Source organism: Micromonospora carbonacea (genome assembly GCF_014205165.1).
Taxonomy (GTDB): domain Bacteria; phylum Actinomycetota; class Actinomycetes; order Mycobacteriales; family Micromonosporaceae; genus Micromonospora; species Micromonospora carbonacea.
The window spans coordinates 203789-220873 of sequence record NZ_JACHMZ010000001.1 but is presented as its reverse complement, the minus strand read 5'-3'; the positions used below and the strand labels follow the sequence as shown (position 1 = coordinate 220873).

At 74.9% G+C, this 17085-nt stretch carries 13 protein-coding genes; 6 read left to right on the top strand and 7 right to left on the bottom strand.

The window, feature by feature from the left end; genetic code table 11:
* The first annotated feature begins 10 nt into the window (after positions 1-10).
* The gene (locus HDA31_RS01025) at positions 11-1261 is read left to right on the top strand and encodes an APC family permease (protein ID WP_178066583.1); all 1251 of its coding nucleotides are present in this window, start codon (positions 11-13) and stop codon (positions 1259-1261) included.
* An 11-nt stretch (positions 1262-1272) separates the two neighbouring features.
* On the opposite strand, the gene HDA31_RS01020 is transcribed toward HDA31_RS01025, so the two are convergent.
* Positions 1273-3069, bottom strand: a complete 1797-nt coding sequence (locus HDA31_RS01020; RefSeq protein WP_178066584.1) for a potassium channel protein — start codon at positions 3067-3069, stop codon at positions 1273-1275.
* 99 nt (positions 3070-3168) lie between these two features.
* Between HDA31_RS01020 and HDA31_RS01015 the strand changes: the two genes are divergently transcribed.
* Complete coding sequence (locus HDA31_RS01015; RefSeq protein ID WP_178066585.1) at positions 3169-3651, top strand: MSMEG_6728 family protein; 483 nt, start codon at positions 3169-3171, stop codon at positions 3649-3651.
* A 99-nt stretch (positions 3652-3750) separates the two neighbouring features.
* Positions 3751-5298: an FAD-dependent oxidoreductase gene (locus tag HDA31_RS01010; RefSeq protein ID WP_178066586.1), complete on the top strand. Its 1548-nt coding sequence runs from the start codon at positions 3751-3753 to the stop codon at positions 5296-5298.
* 79 nt (positions 5299-5377) lie between these two features.
* Here the strand turns inward: HDA31_RS01010 and adhE are convergent, their stop codons facing one another.
* The gene (gene adhE, locus HDA31_RS01005; RefSeq protein ID WP_178066587.1) at positions 5378-8068 is read right to left on the bottom strand and encodes a bifunctional acetaldehyde-CoA/alcohol dehydrogenase; all 2691 of its coding nucleotides are present in this window, start codon (positions 8066-8068) and stop codon (positions 5378-5380) included.
* 214 nt (positions 8069-8282) lie between these two features.
* Between adhE and HDA31_RS01000 the strand changes: the two genes are divergently transcribed.
* On the top strand, positions 8283-9755 hold the full coding sequence (locus HDA31_RS01000; protein ID WP_246384175.1) for a hypothetical protein: 1473 nt from the start codon (positions 8283-8285) through the stop codon (positions 9753-9755).
* A gap of 222 nt (positions 9756-9977) precedes the next feature.
* Positions 9978-10421, top strand: coding sequence for an HNH endonuclease (locus tag HDA31_RS00995; protein ID WP_178066588.1), 444 nt, complete (start codon positions 9978-9980; stop codon positions 10419-10421).
* Positions 10422-10524: 103 nt separating this feature from the next.
* Here the strand turns inward: HDA31_RS00995 and HDA31_RS31725 are convergent, their stop codons facing one another.
* From HDA31_RS31725 to HDA31_RS00980, 3 genes are all read right to left on the bottom strand, one after another.
* Positions 10525-12144, bottom strand: coding sequence for a serine/threonine-protein kinase (locus HDA31_RS31725; RefSeq protein WP_246384177.1), 1620 nt, complete (start codon positions 12142-12144; stop codon positions 10525-10527).
* A 66-nt stretch (positions 12145-12210) separates the two neighbouring features.
* Positions 12211-13020 (bottom strand): enoyl-CoA hydratase/isomerase family protein, encoded by an 810-nt coding sequence (locus HDA31_RS00985; protein WP_178067878.1) that lies wholly within the window; start codon positions 13018-13020, stop codon positions 12211-12213.
* A gap of 79 nt (positions 13021-13099) precedes the next feature.
* Positions 13100-15496, bottom strand: coding sequence for a M4 family metallopeptidase (locus HDA31_RS00980; RefSeq protein ID WP_178066589.1), 2397 nt, complete (start codon positions 15494-15496; stop codon positions 13100-13102).
* Between the two features lie 167 nt (positions 15497-15663).
* On the opposite strand from HDA31_RS00980, the gene HDA31_RS00975 reads away from it, so the two are divergent.
* A complete protein-coding gene (locus HDA31_RS00975) occupies positions 15664-16203 on the top strand; it encodes a hypothetical protein (protein ID WP_178066590.1) in 540 nt (179 codons plus the stop codon).
* 15 nt (positions 16204-16218) lie between these two features.
* Here the strand turns inward: HDA31_RS00975 and HDA31_RS00970 are convergent, their stop codons facing one another.
* Together HDA31_RS00970 and HDA31_RS00965 are read right to left on the bottom strand one after the other, a co-directional pair.
* Entirely contained in the window at positions 16219-16638 is a 420-nt protein-coding gene (locus tag HDA31_RS00970; protein WP_178066591.1) for a VOC family protein, read from the bottom strand.
* Between the two features lie 35 nt (positions 16639-16673).
* Positions 16674-17072: a helix-turn-helix domain-containing protein gene (locus HDA31_RS00965; RefSeq protein ID WP_178066592.1), complete on the bottom strand. Its 399-nt coding sequence runs from the start codon at positions 17070-17072 to the stop codon at positions 16674-16676.
* Positions 17073-17085: the final 13 nt, after the last annotated feature.

The following is a 17085-nucleotide window of genomic DNA, read 5'->3' as shown; positions in this document are numbered from 1 at the left end:
GGTCCGAGGCGTGGAGCGGCTGGCGCGGCGGTTGGGCGTACGCGATGCGGTGGTCATCGGCCTGGGGTCGATGCTCGGCGCGGGCGTCTTCGTGGTCTTCGCCCCGGCGGCGGCGTCGGCCGGCGGCGCGGGCCTGCTGGCGGCGCTGGCCCTCGCCGGGTTCGTGGCGTTCTGCAACGCGACCAGCTCGGCCCGGTTGGCGGCCCGCTACCCCGAGTCCGGCGGCACGTACGTCTACGGGCGGGAGCGGCTGGGCCCGTTCGCCGGTTTCGTGGCGGGCTGGGGTTTCGTGGTCGGCAAGACGGCGAGCTGCGCGGCGATGGCGCTGACCATCGGGGCGTACCTCTGGCCGGGGCGCGCCCGGTTCGTCGCCGTCGCCGCCGTCGCGGCGGTGACCGCCGTCAACCTGCGCGGCATCGGCAAGACCGCGACGGCCACGAAGGCCCTGGTGGGCGTGGTGCTGGCGGTGCTGGCCCTGGTCGCCGGGGCCGGCCTGCTCGGCGGCGGCTTCGACGCGGCCCGGATCGCCGGGCCCGGCGTCTCCAGCAGCACCGGCGGGCACGGCGTGCTGGCCGCCGCCGGGCTGCTCTTCTTCGCCTTCGCCGGGTACGCCCGGATCGCCACCCTCGGCGAGGAGGTGCGCGACCCGGAGCGGACGATCCCCCGGGCGGTGCCGCTGGCCCTCGGCGTGGTGCTGGCGATCTACCTGGTGCTGGCGGTGGTGGCGCTCGGCGTGCTCGGCCCCGGGCGGCTGGGCGCGTCCGCCGCGCCCCTGGCCGACGTGGTGACCGCCGCCGGCCTGCCCGGCCTCGCCTGGGTGGTGCGGGCCGGGGCGACCGTGGCCGTGACCGGCGTGCTGCTGTCGCTGGTCGCCGGGGTGGGCCGGACCCTGCTGGCGATGGCCCGCCGCCGGGACGTGCCGCACGGCCTGGCCGCCGTGCACCCCGTGCGCCGGGTGCCGCACCGGGCCGAGCTGGCGGTGGCCGCCGTGGTGACGGCCGTGGTGCTCGTCGGCGACGTACGCGGGGCGATCGGCTTCTCCAGCTGCACCGTGCTGGTCTACTACGCCGTCACCAACGCGTCGGCGCTCACGCTGGGCCGGGATTCGGGCCGCCGGCTGCCGGTGCGGCTGCTCGCCGTGCTGGGGCTGGTCGGCTGCGTGGCGCTCGCGGTCAGCCTGCCGCTGGCCAGCGTGCTCGCCGGGTTCGGCGTGCTCGCCCTGGGCGCCGCCTGGTACGCCCTGCGCCCCCGGCCCCACTGATCAACCGGACCTCACTCCGCACTCGTCCTGGGCGGGGGTGGGCCGGTCGGGTCGGCGGGCGGGGGCTCCGGGGCGGGCGGGGTCGTCTCGCGCAGCAGGGCGGTCAGCCCCGCGCGGCGGGCCACCACGGTCAGCCGGTCCCCCGCCGTGATCACCAGGCGGTGGTCGGCCGACCAGTCCGCCTTCTGGCCGGGGCGGGCGTGCGCGAGCAGGCGTACCGCGCCGGGCCGGGCCACGGCGGCCAGCGGGCGGCCGTCCAGCGGCGACCCGGCGACCACCTGGACCTCGGTGACCAGCAGCGCGTGCCGGCCGACCGGGATGGTGGCGATCACCGCCCGGTCCAGCAGCGCGGCCGCGAACGACGGCGCGGCGAGATACGACACGCTGCGCGAGATGCCGATGCCGAACGCCTTCTGGACGCGCTCGGCGAAGTCGCCGTCGAACAGGCGCAGCACCACCCGCAGGTCGGGGGTGAGACCCCGCGCGTTCAGCGCGGCCCGCAGGTTGACGTCGTCGTCGGTGGAGACCACCACGAGGGCCTGGCAGGTCTCGACGGACGCCGACCGCAGCGTCTCCTCCCGACCGGCGTCGCCGATCACCATCGGCACGCCGAGCCGGTGCGCCAGCGACGCGCCCCGGGCGTCCGGATCCTTGTCGATGGCGACCACCTCGACGCCGAAGTCGTTGAGCTGGGCCATGACGCGCGTGCCGATGTTGCCCAGCCCGACGACCACGACGTGCCCGGACCGGGCGGGCTGGATCCGGCCGGCGTGCAGGGCCAGCCGGGCGTTGACGATCCCGTCGACGACCACGGCCGTGATCAGCGGGATCAGCGCCAGCCCGGCCAGGTTGAGCACCACCTGCATGACCTGCGCGGCGACGGGCTTGGTGACGTCCGGGTCCTCGCCGGTGAGCGTGGTGACCAGGGTGAGGTAGAGCGCGTCGGCCCAGCCCACGTGCGCGGCCCGGGCGTTGAGCCCGCCCAGCGCGGCGATGACGGCCAGCAGCACCAGCACCGCGATCCCGATCTTGCGGGTGGCGAAGCTGCGGACCGCGCGCACCAGCACGGCGACGGGCCGTCGGCGGCGCCGGGCCCGGACCAGCCGGCGGGCGGCCAGCTCCGTGCCGGGCGGCTGCCCGGTCGCCTCGGCCAGCACCACGTCGGCCGTGGCCTCGTCGGCGGGCAGGACGTGTGGCCGGGCCGCGTCCCGGGTGTCGGCCACCCCGCACACCACGTCCTTCGCGCGTACGTCGGCGCGGCGTGCCACGTAGAGGGTGCGCCCGCCGTGCCGGAAGTGCGTCGGGGCGACCTCGCCGAGGGCGGCGGCCACGAACGCGGGAGCGGCCATGGAGGCGTCGGAGAGCACCGCCGAGTCGGGGAAGAGCTGCCGCAGCCCGTTGGCGAGGCTCGTGTTGAACATGCGCACCACCAGCCGCAGCCGGGGCTCCACCTCCTGCGCGCAGAGCGCGGCGTGCATGTTGCCGACGTCGTCCTGGTGCAGCAGCGCCAGCCCGTCCGCGCCGGCCAGGCCCGCCCGCCGGAACGTCACCTCGTCGAGCCGGTCGGCGCGGACGACGTGGAGGCCGGGGACGTCGCGCCCGTCGGGGCCGTCGGAGCGGCGGCGCTCCGGCACCACCAGGGTGATCCGGGCCCGGCCGGAGTCCAGCTCGGCGGCGAGCAGCGCCCGCACCACCCAGTAGGCCAGCGGGTCCGACCCGCAGACGACGTAGTGCGGGCGGGTCTCCCCGTTCATCCGCAGCCGCCAGCCGGTCGCGCGACGCGCGCGGTCGCGCAGGGGCTCCGCCATGCGCCGAATCGTAGTCAGCGGCGCGGAGGCCGCGCAGCCCCGTGATCATGAACGTTCGTCGGGGACGGTTGTCGCGCCCGGGGGCGGGTAGAGCGGGGCATGCAGACGTTCCTGCCGTACCCGGACTTCCTGGCCAGCGCGCGGGCGCTGGACACCCGGCGGCTCGGCAAGCAGCGGGTGGAGGCCATCCAGGTGCTGCGCGGGCTGACCCGGCCGGGTTACGGCTGGCGCAACCACCCGGCGGTGAAGATGTGGGCCGGGTACGAGGAGGCGCTGGTCCGCTACGGCCTGGACGTCTGCGCGGTGTGGTGCGGGCCGGGGCGGGCCGACACCTGCGCGGCGACCCTGGTCGCCGACCTCGCCGCCGCCTGCGGCGTGACCGGTGTACGCACCCAGGCGGAGCTGGCCGACGCCGGTGAGCTGCCGCCGTGGCTGGGCCGCGACGACCTGCACCGCAGCCACCGCTCGTCGCTGCTGCGCAAGGACCCGGACCACTACCGCCCGATCTTCGGCGACGTCGACCCCGACTTGGAGTACGTCTGGCCCGCCTCCGACCGCGAGCGCCGCTGCCCCGCGCGCTGAGGTGGCGCGCGCTCGCCGGGTGCTGGGTAAGAAGGGGACCCTTCTCTACCGCAGGCGTTAACAGGGGGCCCTTCCTTGCACCTCGGGCAGACTGGGCGCATGGCACTGTCTCAGGTGGCGGGTCGGCTGATCGGCGTACGGCAGCACGTGGTGGACCCGGGCGGCGGTGGCGCCCACCGCGTGCCGCGCCCGGTGGAGGCCGTGGTCGTCGGCGGCGGGATCGCCGGCATGTCGGCGGCGGTGGTGCTCGCCGAGCGCGGGGTGCGGGTGACCGTGCTGGAGGCCGCGCCGACCCTCGGCGGCCGGCTCGGCGCGTGGCCGCAGGAGCTGGCCGACGGCGTCCACGCCAACGAGCACGGCTTCCACGCGTTCTTCCGGCAGTACTACAACTGGCGGTCGATCCTGCGCCGGGTCGACCCGGAGCTGCGCTTCCTCAGGCCGGTGCCGGGCTACCCGATCCTGAGCGCCGACTGGCCCACGGAGGAGTTCGGGCGGCTGCCCCCGGCCCCGCCGGCCAACCTGCTCGCCCTGCTGCTGCGCAGCCCCAGCCTGCGCCTGGCCGACCTGCGGGCGATGGACCGGGACGCCGCGCTGCCGCTGCTCACCTACGACCCGGTGCGCACGTACGCCGAGTTCGACGGCAGGACCGCCGACGAGCTGCTGAACTCGCTGCGGCTGCCCGACCGGGCCCGCGCGATGCTGTTCGAGGTCTTCTCCCACTCGTTCTTCAACCACGAGGCGGAGATGTCGGCGGCCGAGATGATCGCCCAGTTCCACTTCTATCTGCTCGGCAACCCGGAGGGGCTGGCGTTCGACTGCCCCGACGAGGACTACGGCACCGCCATCTGGCAGCCACTGGCCGGGCACGTCGAGCGCCACGGCGGGCGGGTACGCACCGGCGTCGCCGCGACCCGGCTGGACCGCTCCCCCGACGGCTGGCGGGTGAGCGCCGCCGACGGCAGCGCGTACCCGGCCGGGCACGTGGTGCTCGCCGTCGACCCGCCGGCACTGGCCGCCCTCGTCGCCGCCTCGCCGGTGCTGGCCGGGGCCGCCCCGGAGCTGGCCGGGGCCGCCCCGGAGCTGGTGGCGGCGATGCCCGCGTTCGGCACCCCCGGCCCGCCGTACGCGGTGGCCCGCTACTGGTGCGACGGGGACGTCGACGCGGGGCGGGCGGTGTTCAGCGGGGTGTCCCGGCAGCCCACCCTGGACTCGGTGACGCTCTATCACCGGCTGGAGAACGAGTCGCGCCGCTGGGCGGAGCGCACCGGCGGCTCGGTGCTGGAGCTGCACGCGTACGCCTGCGAACCGGGCGTGCCGGCCGAGGAGCTGGCGGAGCGGATGCGCGCCGAGCTGGTGGCGCTCTGGCCGGAGGCGGCCCGGCTGCGGGTGCGCGAGCTGCGGGCCCGGGTGGAGGCGCAGGCCCCGGCGTTCACCCCGGGCGGTCACGCCGGGCGGCCGGGGGTACGCACCGACGCCGACGGGCTCTACCTGGCCGGCGACGGCATCCGCACCGACTTCCCGAGCGCCCTGATGGAGCGGTCCGCGGCGACGGGGATCGTCGCCGCGAACCACATCCTGCGCGCCGAGGGCGGGGCGGCCGAACCGGTCCGCTCGATCCGCCCCCGCGGCCTCCTCGCCCGCCGGTAAGGAAGGGCCCCTTGTTAACGCTTTCTGTATAGGAAGGGCCCCCTCCTAACGCCTGCGCCGAGCGGCAGCCACACGCGCGTCAGGCGGCCGCCCAGCGCGTGCCGTGGTACGCCGCCCGCATGAGCTGCTGCATGTCGTCGAGCATCGGCATCCTCGGGTTGGCCGGCGCGCACTGGTCCTCGTAGGCGTTGAGCGCCTGCTGCGGCAGCGCCGCCTCGAACGCCGCCTCGTCCACGCCGATCGCGGCGAACGACGGCTCGATGCCGACCGCGTCGCGCAGCCGCTCCACGGCCGCCGCCAGCGACTCGACGCCCTCGGCCGGGGTGGCCGCCGGCAGGCCCAGCGTGCGGGCGATCTCGGCGAACCGCTCCGGCGCGCGGTAGCTCTCGTACTTCGGCCAGCCGGAGAGCTTCGACGGGACGGTGCCGTTGTAGCGGATGACGTGCGGCAGCAGCACCGCGTTGGTGCGCCCGTGGGCGATGTGGAAGGTCGCCCCGAGGGTGTGCGACATGGCGTGCACGATGCCGAGGAACGCGCTGCCGAACGCCATCCCGGCGATGGTGCCGGCGTTGTGCATCCGTTCCCGCGCCTCGGCGGCGTCGCCCGCCACGGCGTGCGCCCGTGCATCGACGGCGTGCGCCCGGGGCCCCGCGTCGCCGCCGGTCCCGGCGGGGCCCGCGTCGCCGCCGGTCACCGAGCGCTCCAGGTTGGCGAAGATCAGCCGGATCGCGTGCAGGGCCGGGCCGTCGGTGAAGTCGTTGGCGTAGACCGACACGTACGCCTCGATGGCGTGGGTGAGCGCGTCGAAGCCGCTGTCGGCGGCGATGGCGCGCGGCATGCTGGCGGTCAGCACCGGGTCGACGATCGCCACGGTCGGGGTGAGCGCGTAGTCCGCGAGCGGGTACTTCTTGCCGGTACGGCGGTCGGTGATGACGGCGAACGGGGTCACCTCCGCCCCGGTGCCCGAGGTGGTCGGCACGCAGACCAGCCGGGCCTTCTCGCCGAGGGTGGGGAAGGCGAAGGCGCGCTTGCGGATGTCGAAGAACTTCTCCCGCAGGTCGTCGAAGACCACCTCGGGGTGCTCGTAGCGCAGCCACATCACCTTGGCGGCGTCCATCGCCGAGCCGCCGCCGAGCGCGATGATCGTGTCCGGCTGGAAGGACCGCATCAGGGCGGCGCCCCGGTCGACGGTCTCCACGCTGGGCTCGGGCTCGACGTCGTCGATGATCTGGAGCGCGACGTGGCCGGGGCGGCGCTGGAGCATCCGGTTGACCCGGTCGACGAAGCCGAGGCGGGTCATGGTGGCGTCGGTGACGACGGTGACCCGGTGCACGTCCGGCATCTCGGCGAGGTACCGGATCGCGTTCGGCTCGAAGTAGATCTTCGACGGGACCTTGAACCACTGCATGTTGTTGGTCCGCCGGCCGATCCGCTTGATGTTGACCAGGTTGACCGCCGAGACGTTGTTCGACACCGAGTTGCGGCCGTAGCTGCCGCAGCCGAGGGTGAGCGACGGCAGGAAGGCGTTGTACATGTCGCCGATGCCGCCCTGGGAGGCCGGCGAGTTCCAGATGATCCGCACGGCCTTGACCCGCTGCCCGAACTCCTCGACCAGCGCCTCGTCCTCGGTGTGGATCACCGCGCTGTGGCCGAGGCCGTGGAACTCGACCATCTCCTCGGCGTACCGCAGGCCCTGCTCGCGGGTCGCGGCGCGCAGCACCGCGAGGACCGGGCAGAGCTTCTCCCGGGTCAGCGGCTCGTCGGGACCGACGCGGTCGACCTCGGCCAGGATGATCGAGGTACGCGGCGGCACGGCGAAGCCGGCGCGCTCGGCGATCCACTCCGCCGACCGGCCGACGACGTCCGGGTTGAGCCGGCCGGCGGGGAACAGCAGCGCCTCCAGCTTCGCCTTGTCCTGCGTCGACGCCACGTACGCGTGCAGGGCCCGGAACTCGTCGAGCGCCGCGTCGGCGACGGCCTCGTCGAGGATCACCGCCTGCTCCGAGGCGCAGATCATGCCGTTGTCGAACGCCTTGGACAGCACGATGTCGTTGACGGCGCGCTTGAGCTTCGCGCTGGCCTCGACGTACGCGGGCACGTTGCCCGCCCCGACGCCGAGCGCCGGCTTGCCCGCCGAGTACGCCGCGCGGACCATCGCGTTGCCGCCGGTGGCGAGGATGGTCGCGATGCCGGGGTGGTGCATGAGCGCGGTGGTCGCCTCGACCGACGGCTGCTCGATCCACTGGACGCAGTGCTCGGGCGCGCCCGCCGCGACGGCCGCGTCGCGGACCGTGCGGGCCGCCTCCACGCTGCACCGCTGCGCCGACGGGTGGAACGCGAAGACGATCGGATTGCGGGTCTTCAGCGCCAGCAGGGCCTTGAAGATGGTGGTCGAGGTGGGGTTGGTGACCGGGGTGATGCCGGCGACGACGCCGACCGGGTCGGCGATCTCCACGATGCCGTCGATCTCGTCGCGGTTGATGATCCCGACGGTCCGCACCCGCGCCATGCTGTGCGTGACGTGCTCGCAGGCGAAGATGTTCTTGACGGCCTTGTCCTCGAAGACCCCCCGGCCGGTCTCCGTCACGGCGAGCCGGGCGAGTTCGGCGTGCCGGTCCAGCGCGGCCACGGACGCCTTGCGGACGATCCGGTCGATCTCCTCCTGGGTGAACCGGTCGTACTCGGCCAGGGCCTTGAGCCCGTCGGAGACGAGGGCGTCGACCATGGCGTCGAGCTCGGTCGGCGGGGCGGTCCTCGGTTCGGCCTTCATCTGTCACACCTCGGCGGTTGCGGCGTCAGGGTCATCTTCAGCATCGATCGCCGACGATTCCGGCGGTGGTGCGGAAGGGCCCCTCCGGCACCGCCGAAGGTCCCGACCCCGAGCCATAATTCTCCACAAATCAAACTATTGGTGCATATGCTCGAAAGGGTGCCGGGGCGGCCGGTGGGGCCCACCCGGGAGGTCGGACGGGGGTGTCGACGCGATGTCGACGGTGCACCGGCGGGGCGCGGGACACGAACCGGCCGTCGCCGACGCGGCCGACGGGCCGGCGACCGGCAACCAGGCCGGCGGGACGACGACCGGCGTCCAAGCCGGCGACCCGGCCGGCAGGGCGACAGCCGGCGACCGGGCCGGCGGGGCGCACGGTGCGCCGACCGGCGAGTCGACGTCCGGCGGGGCGACATTCAGCGGGGCGCACGGCGGGGCGACGTTCAGCGGGGCGCACGGCTGGTCGGCCGGCGACGCGGTCGGTCGCCGGGGCGACGACGCGGTCGGGCGGCTCCGGGACGAGCGGGGCTGCGTCGCGACGGCCCTGCGGCTGGGCTGGTGGATGGCCGACGCCTACCACCACGCGCAGACCGCCGACCTGTCGACGCCGCAGCGACGCCCGGGCGGGCCGCCGGTGAAGCTGACCAACCTCACCGAGATGTCCGGCCGGCGACGGCTGCGGATGTACCTCGACGGGATCGACGTCGCGCTGGCCCAGATCGCCGAGCTGACCGGCACCGGCGCCACCGCGCCGTCCGCCGCCGCCGTCCGGGCCGCCACCCCGGCCGAGGCGACCCCGGCAGCCGGGGCGACGACGGTCCCGCCCGCCGGGGCGGCCCCGGCAGCCGGGGCAACGATGGTGGCCGAGGTGGCGGCGCTGCTGCTCGCCCTGGACGACCTCAACGTGGACGTGCTGCGCTGGGCCATGGCCACCAACCCCCGGGTCGGGCTGGCGTACCGCCTCGGCCGGTCACTGGCCGACACCGTCCGGCACGGCGAGGCCGAACAGGTGCCGTGGCGCTTCGCCGGCCGGCAGCACGAGATCAGCCGGTGGCTCGACGAGCTGGCCAGCGTGCTGCCGCCGTACTCGGCCGCCGTGGTGCGCCGGTCGCTGCGGGCGTGGGCCGACGCGGTCGCCCGGGCCCGGTCGGGCGATCCGGCCGAGGCCGGCCTCGACGAGTTGGCCCGCGAGCTGCGCAACCAGGGCGACCGGTGGCGCAACGTGCTGACCGGCGGGTTGCACCCGCGGGACCTGCTCGACGAGGAGGACTACGCGGTCGTCGCCCGCAACGTGATCATTCGGGACCGGAAGCTGGCCGTGCAGGCGGCCCGGGGGATCTTCTGGCCCGTGCTCGTACCGTTGCTGGTGGTGCTGTTCGCGGTGGTCGGGGTGAGCGCCGCCGCGGCGGCCGGCTCCCCCGCCACCCGCGCGGCCGTCGCCCTGGTCGGGCTCGGTGCCGGGCTGACCGCGGTCTGGCGGACGGTGTCCGGGCCGGCTCTCGCGGTCGCCGGGGAGGTGAACCGGCCGCTGCTGGAGGGGGAGCTGACCGTGCGGATGGCCCGGCGGGTCGACGGGCCGCTGGCCGACGCGCGGGCCGCCGCCCGCGCCCGGCGGCAGGGCCACCCGGGCCAGGTCCCCGGAGGATCGAAATACGTTGCCGGCCTCTCCCCCGCCGACCTACCGTGATCGCGCAAGGTCAACCAGCCAGCCGGGAGACGGTCATGTCGTTGTCGCACGTCAGAGGCGTGTCGTCGGCGCTACCCGTCGACGGTTGCCGATTCGCCGCGCCCCGGGAAGGGCGGCCCGGCTGACGCGCGTCCGCACGCGTCGAGCCGCCCGTCCCCGCCGGACCCGGGCGGCTCTTCGCTGTCCGGCCCGCCCCCACCGTCGCCCCTGGAAGGAGACCCGGTGGACGCCGTCCTCGTCATCAACGCCGACCTCGGCCCGCTGCACCGGGTCACCGTCCAGCACGCGATCCGGATGCTCTGCCGGCGGGTCGCCGAGATCCACGAGGCCGAGCCGGACCGGGTGATCGGGGTCTTCCCGGTCCCCCGGGTGGTCCGCCTCGTCCGGTACGTGGTGACCCGCTGGTGGTTGCGCGCCGGCCCGGCCTGGTCCCGGGCGGGTGTGCTGCGCCGCGACGACCGCTGCTGCGCCTACTGCGGCGGGCCGGCCAGCACCGTCGACCACGTCCTGCCCCGCTCGCGCGGTGGCCGGAACACCTGGCGCAACACCACCGCCGCCTGCTACGCGTGCAACCAGCGCAAGGGCGACCGGACGCCGGCCGAGGCGGGCATGCCGCTGCGGCACGAGCCGGCCGTTCCGAGCTGGGCGTCGCTGGCCGGGCGGTGACCGGCCGGCCGGCGGGAACGGGGGGCCGCGTCGGGGGTACGCCCCGGCGCGGCACCCGCCGGCCCCGGCCGGGCAACCGCAGGCCGTGCCACCGCGGGCCGGGTCAGCGCTCGATCTCCCGTACCCTCGGCACCACCTTGCCGTTGGCGCAGCTCGCCCTGATCTCGCTGGCCCGGGTCGCGGAGCCGAGCACGACGCGGATCTCCCGGGCGGGGCCCGGCACGTACTCCTCGACCTGGTAGCCGTCCGCGGGCACGGTCGACGTCACCGCCGCGCTCTGGCCCGTGCAGGAGACCCGGACGGTGCCGCCGTTCGCGCGCACCGCGACCGCCGGCGGCTCGGCGGGGCCCGGCTCGGCCGGGTCGTCGCCGGTGCCCGGCGCGGGCGGCGACCCGGACGCGGACGTGGACGGGGCCGCCGACGGCGACCTGCCCGACTCGGCGGGGGCCGACGGACCCGGGGCACCGCCGCCCGGGGTGGGGTCGCGTGTCGGGCCGCCCGGGCGCGGCGAACCGCCGTCCCCGCCGGGCAGACCGACGTCGCCGGTGGGCCGGCTCCCGCCGACGGGGGCGACGACCTCGTCGGCGGAGGGCACCGGCGACCCGGTCGGACCGGCCGTCCCGGGCCGGTGCGGGCGGGCCGAGTCGGCGAGCGAGCCCGCGGTCGCCACGGCGATGACCAGCGCGGCGCCGACCACGAGCAGGGGCCGGTACCGCCGCCGGGCCGGACCCCGACGGGACGCGGGACGCGGCGTCGACCCGCGCGACGCGTCGCCGGGGCCGGCCTCCGCCCCGGCCACGGCACCGGACCGGTCACCCCTGCCGGACCGGTCGACGCCGCCGGGAGCCGGGCCGGCACCGGCAGCGGCGGCGGGGGCCGGCTCGGATCGGGCCGCCTCCCCGGCCCGCATCCGGGTGACCACCGCCGCCAGTCGCGCCGCCGCCTCCTCCGCGGACGGCCGGGCGGCCGGGTCCTTGGCGAGGCAGCGCCGGCACAGCTCGGCCACCTCGGCCGGCACGCCGTCGACCGGCGGCAGGGGCCTCGGCTCGACGTAGGCGTGGGCGCGCAGCATCTGGGTGGGGGTGTCGGTCTCCCAGGGCAGCTCGTCGGTGAGCACGAGGTGGACGAGCAGCCCGAGCGCGTAGACGTCGGAGGCGGGCACCACCTCCCCGGCGTCGAGCCGCTCCGGGGCCAGGTAGGCGGGGGTGCCCAGCAGCCGGCCGTCGAAGTCGATCTCCGGCTGGCCGACGGCGGCGGCCGTGCCGAAGTCGACCACCTTCGCCCCGGACGGCGTGAGCACGACGTTGGCGGGCTTGACGTCGCGGTGCACCAGACCCCGCGCGTGCGCCGCGGCGAGCGCGGCGGCCACCTCGGCGCAGATCCGCAGCCCCTCCACCGCCGGCAGCGGCCCGTCGTCGAGCCGCCGGGCCAGGGTGGGACCGGGCAGCAGCTCCATCACCACGTACGGCGCGAGCTCGCCGGTGCGGGTCAGCGCCTCGCCGTAGTCGTAGACGTTGGTGACGTTCGGGTGCGAGAGCCGGGCGGCGGCCGTCGCCTCGGCCCGGACCCGTCGGCGGGCGGCCCGGTCCGAGCCGAGCAGCACCTTGACCGCCACCTCGCGTTCCAGCAGCTCGTCGTACGCCCGGTGGACCACCGCCGTGCCGCCCTTGCCGATGCGATCTCCCAGGCGGTACCGGCCGTTGAGGAATTGATCGATCTGCACCGGCACAGCGTGCCAGCACGGGCCCCGGCACACCAACCGATCATCGAGACGACCCGATCGGGCAGGTCACCGCCCGGGAGCCGGGCAGTCCAGAGTGGAGGGTACGTCGGCGACGGGCGGGGCCCAGCCGAACCGGGGCGCCCGACGCCCGTTGGCGGCCGCCACCCCCTCCCGGGCCTCGCCGCTGTCCCGGACCTGCCCGTGCCACCAGGCGATCCGTTCCGCGTCGGCCCGGTCGTCGACGATCTCCTTCGCGGCGGCGACGGAGAGCCGGGAGCGCTCGGCGATCGTGGCGGTGAGCGCCGCCACCCGGGCGGCGAGCCCGTCCGGCGGCAGCACCTCGTCGACCAGCCCGATCCGCAGGGCCCGCTCGGCGTCGATCAAGTCGGCGGTGAAGAGCAGGTGCTTCGCGGCGGACGGGCCGACCAGCCGGGCCAGCCGCCGGGTGGTGGGCGCGGGATAGACCAGGCCGAGCCGGGCCGGGGGCACCCCGAACCGGGCGTCGGCGGCGGCGAGCCGCAGGTCGCAGGCCACCGCGAGCTGACAGCCGCCCCCGACGCACGCGCCCTCGATGGCGGCGACGGTCGGCCGGGCGAACGCGGCGAGCCGCTCCTCGGCGGCGACGGCGATGCTGGCGTCACCGGCGTCGAGCAGTTCGTCGAGTTCGCGGAGGTCGGCCCCGGCGCAGAAGGTGCCGGCAGCGCCGGTGAGCACCAGCGCGCGGACCCGCTCGTCGGCCTCCAGCCGGTCCAGCAGCACCGGCAGCCGCCGCCACATCGCCGGGGTCATCGCGTTGCGTCGGCCCGGGTTGGAGATCACGATCGTGGCCACCGGGCCGGCCGTCCCGACGGTCAGCTCCGCGTCCGGCACCGCCACCATCCCCCGACGATAACGACGTGGGCCCGGCGACCACCCGAGTGGGGTGGCCGCCGGGCCGGGAGACGGTACGGCTACGTCAGGCGACGTCGACCGCGGTGTCGTCGACGACGAAGGACGTCTGGAGCGAGGCGTCCTCGGTGCCGGTGAACTTCAGGGTGACGGTCTGGCCGGCGTACGAGGCCAGCGAGAAGGACTTCAGCGCGTACCCGGTGGCCTTGTTCAGGTTCGAGTAGGTGGCCAGGGTCGCCAGCACCGTCCCGGACGAGTTGAGCACCTGCACCGTGAGCTTGTCGTACTGGGTGCTCGTGGTGCTCTCGGCCGAGTCGATGTGCAGCCAGAAGCTGAAGTTGTACGAGGTGCAGCCGGCCGGCAGGCTCACCGACTGGGCGAGCGTGTCGGTGTGGCGGCTGCCGTAGCCGTTCAGCCAGGCGCTGTAGGTGCCGGTGCGGGCGGGCTGGTCGGAGCCGTGCTGGGCGATGACGCCGGAGGAGGCCGTCCACACCGTGTTGCCGGACTCGAAGCCGGCGTTGCCGAGCTTCTGGCCCGCGCCGGTGCAGCCGCCGCCGACGCTGCTCACGGTCAGCGTGTAGGTGGCCGTGTGGTTGATCGAGGTGCCGGTGCCGGTCACCGTGACGGTGTAGGTGCCCGCCGGGGTGCTGGCGCTGGTGGCGATGGTGAGGGTGGACGACGCGCCCGAGGTCACCGAGGCCGGGCTGAACGACGCGGTCGCGCCGGAGGGCAGGCCGGACGCGGAGAGCGCCACGGTCTGCGCGGTGCCGCTGGTGGTGGCGGTGGCCACGCTGGTGCTGGCGGAGCCGCCGGCGGTGACCGAGCCGGAGGTCGGCGAGAGGGTCACGGAGAAGTCGTTGCCGGTCGACGAGCAGGGCGCGTCGCTGCCGGCCACGTTCACCGCGGTCCACGCCGCCTGGACGGCCTTGTACTCGGTGGAGCAGCTGCCGTACAGGTCGGTGGCCGCCCGCAGGGTGTACGCCCGCGCGGTGTTCGCCGGGTTGCTGGTGTTGACGTACGACGTGTTGGAGGTGAAGTACACGTCGAGCGCGCGGAACCAGATCTTCTCGGCCTTGGCCCGGCCGATGCCGGTGACCGCCGGGGCGGAGCCGCAGACGGGCGAGGTGCCGTACGCGGTCGCGCCGGTGCCCTCGGCGAGGTTGAAGTAGAAGTGGTTGCCGACGCCGGAGGAGTAGTGCACGTCCTTGTTCTTGGTGCTGGTGGACCAGCACGAGTCGGACGAGCCGTCCAGCGACGGGTTGTACATGTAGCGCAGCGGCGTGCCGTTGCCGTTGATGTTGATCTTCTCACCGACCTGGTAGTCGCCCGGGTCGCTCGGCGCGGCGGCGTAGAACTCCACCATGTTGCCGAAGATGTCGCTGGTGGACTCGTTGAGGCCGCCGGACTCGCCGGAGTAGACCAGGCCGGCGACGGCCTCGGTGACACCGTGGCTCATCTCGTGGCCGGCGACGTCGAGGGAGACCAGCGGGCGGGAGTTGCCGGAGCCGTCGCCGTAGGTCATCCGGGAGCCGTCCCAGAAGGCGTTGACGTAGTTGTTGCCGTAGTGCACCCGGCTCGGCACACCCTGGCCGTTGCCGAAGATGCCGTTGCGGCCGTGCACGTTCTTGAAGTAGTCGAACGTCTTGGCGGCCCCGAAGTGGGCGTCGACGGCGGCCGACTGCCGGTTGGAGTTGGCGCCGGTGCCCCACACGTTGTCGGCGTCGGTGAAGGTGGTGCAGGTCGACGTGCCGTTGTTCATGTCGCAGGTGGAGCCGTTGCCGCGCACCGGGTCGATCATCTGGTACGTGCTGCCGGAGAGCGTGGTGTCGACGGTGACCGCGCCTGTGTAGATGCCGGTCCCACTGCCGGCGACCGACTCGATCTCGTCGTACGAGCCGATGAGCGCGCCGGTGACCGCGTCGGTGATCACGTGCAGCTTCGACGGGGTCTGCTTGTCGGCCTTCCAGCCGGAGACGACGGTCTCCCAGGCCAGGCGGCCCTTGCCGGAGCTGGCGTCGACGAAGAGCTCCGGGGCGCCCACGGCGGTGAGCGAGCCGGAGAACTCCTTGCGCGCGGCCGCCTTGGCCTTGGCCGAGGTGACCTTCGGGCTGGTGCCGAGGGTCAGCGGGGCCGCGAGGCCCACCGACGCGCCGGCGTACTGGCCGTTGGCCGTGGCGTGGATGACGAAGTCACCGCCGTAGACGCGCAGGCCGTGGTAGGTGCGGGTGTAGCGGGTGTGCGAGGCACCACTGCCGTCCACCTTGGTCCGGACGACCTGGTAGGCCTCCGCGCCGGTCCCCTGCACGGCGCCGGGGTTGGCGCGCAGGACCGAGTCGGCACGGGCCGCGGCGGCGGCGTCCGGGGTGGGGGCGGCGGGAGGGGCCGCTTGCGCCGTGGTGGTGACGCAGGCGAGCAGGCCGCCGGTGAGCAGCGCTGCGCTCGCAGCGGCGAGGGTTTTCTTCACGTGCCCTCCTGGCAAGGAATGTGTGACGGGGGTAGTCACGCATGTAGATATAGAGTCACATCAACGAAAGGGGAAGCCTGGCGGCGTTATCAGACACCAACACTGGCCGAACGGATGAGTAACAGCAGGTGACGGAACCGGGCCGAGTCCGGACACGTCCTACCAATATGAGATCGAATCTCTTCCGCGTCGCCATCGTCGCCGCCGTCGTCACCGCGTCGCTGGCGTCGGCCGGATGCTCCGCCGGAGACCCCGGCGCCCCCACCTCGGCCCCCTCCGGCCGCACCGGGCCGACGCCGGCCCCGGCGGCCACCGGCCCGGCGGAGGCGGCCGGCGGGCCGACGGCCACCGGCCCCGTCGCCCCGGCCGCCGCCCGCGTGGTGGTGCGGCGCTCCGGCGGCTACGGCGGGCTGGACGACACCGTCACCGTCGAGCCGGACGGCCGGTGGACGGCCGTCGACCGGGCCGGCGCGCGGCGCACCGGCCGGTTCACCGGGAGCGACCTCGACCGGCTGCGGCAGCTCGCCACCGCACCCCGGCTCGCCGAGGGCGGCACGACCGATGGGGACGGCCGTTGCTCCGACGCCTTCGAATACCGGCTCAGCGTCGGCGACGTCACGGTCGACTGGACCGACTGCCCGGTCGCGGGCACCCCGCCGCAGGCCGCGGCGGCGCTGGCCGAGTTCGTGCTCACGGCCGCCCGCTGACCTGCCACGACCGACTCAGCCGCGCGGGAACATCTGCCCGATGCGGATCTTGTTGCCGAACGGGTCCCGGATGCCGAAGTCGATGCCGTACGGGCGCTCGGTCGGCTCGTCGGTGATCTCCACGCCCTTGCCGACCAGATCCTCGTACGTCTTGCGCGCGTCGTCGGTGGTCATGAAGAGGTAGCCGCCCAGCGCCCCCTTGGTGAGCAGCTCCCGTACCTGCTCGGCCGTCGCCGGGTCGAGGGCGGGCGGCCCGGGCTTCTCCAGCAGGATCTCCCGCTCCGGGTCGCCCGGCAGGTTCACCGTCAGCCAGCGCATGAAGCCGAGGTCGGCGTCGGTGTTGACCTCCATGCCGAGCTTGCCCACGTAGAAGTCGAGCGCCTCGTCCTGGTCGAGCACGTAGATCTGGGAGCGGCTGATCGCGTTCATCGTCATGCCCGGAACGCTATGCGCCCACCCTGACCTGGTGCTTATCCAAAACTGCTGGGTCGCGTCCAGGCCCTCGCGAAGCAGGTGGGCACGTCCGCCGGAGCCCTGCCCCGCCGGTACGCCGTCGGCGATTCGCCCACGATCCGGTGGAACGTCCGGCTGAACGTGCCGAGGCTGGCGAACCCCACCGCGAAGCAGATGTCGGTGACGTCCCGGTCGGTCTGGGTGAGCAGGTACATGGCCCGCTCGACCCGGCGGCGTTGCAGGTAGCGGTGCGGGGTCTCGCCGAAGGTGGCCCGGTAGGTGCGGATGAAGTGCGCCGACGAGACGTGCGCGATCCGCGCCAGGGCGGGGATGTCCAGCGGCTGGGCGTACGCCCGGTCCATGGCGTCGCGGGCGCGCAGCATCGCCCGGTTGGACTCCTCCACGGCGCGGCTCATCCCGACTCCGTCC

What these genes read in the sequence shown, in the direction of transcription:
- HDA31_RS00970 (WP_178066591.1), bottom strand. Translation starts at nt 16,638, where the DNA reads ATGACGATGAACGCGATCAGCCGCTCCCAGATCTACGTGCTCGACCAG.
- HDA31_RS01015 (WP_178066585.1), top strand. Translation starts at nt 3,169, where the DNA reads ATGCAGACGTTCCTGCCGTACCCGGACTTCCTGGCCAGCGCGCGGGCG.
- HDA31_RS00965 (WP_178066592.1), bottom strand. Translation starts at nt 17,072, where the DNA reads ATGAGCCGCGCCGTGGAGGAGTCCAACCGGGCGATGCTGCGCGCCCGC.
- HDA31_RS01020 (WP_178066584.1), bottom strand. Translation starts at nt 3,069, where the DNA reads ATGGCGGAGCCCCTGCGCGACCGCGCGCGTCGCGCGACCGGCTGGCGG.
- adhE (WP_178066587.1), bottom strand. Translation starts at nt 8,068, where the DNA reads ATGAAGGCCGAACCGAGGACCGCCCCGCCGACCGAGCTCGACGCCATG.
- HDA31_RS00975 (WP_178066590.1), top strand. Translation starts at nt 15,664, where the DNA reads ATGAGATCGAATCTCTTCCGCGTCGCCATCGTCGCCGCCGTCGTCACC.
- HDA31_RS01000 (WP_246384175.1), top strand. Translation starts at nt 8,283, where the DNA reads ATGTCGACGGTGCACCGGCGGGGCGCGGGACACGAACCGGCCGTCGCC.
- HDA31_RS01010 (WP_178066586.1), top strand. Translation starts at nt 3,751, where the DNA reads ATGGCACTGTCTCAGGTGGCGGGTCGGCTGATCGGCGTACGGCAGCAC.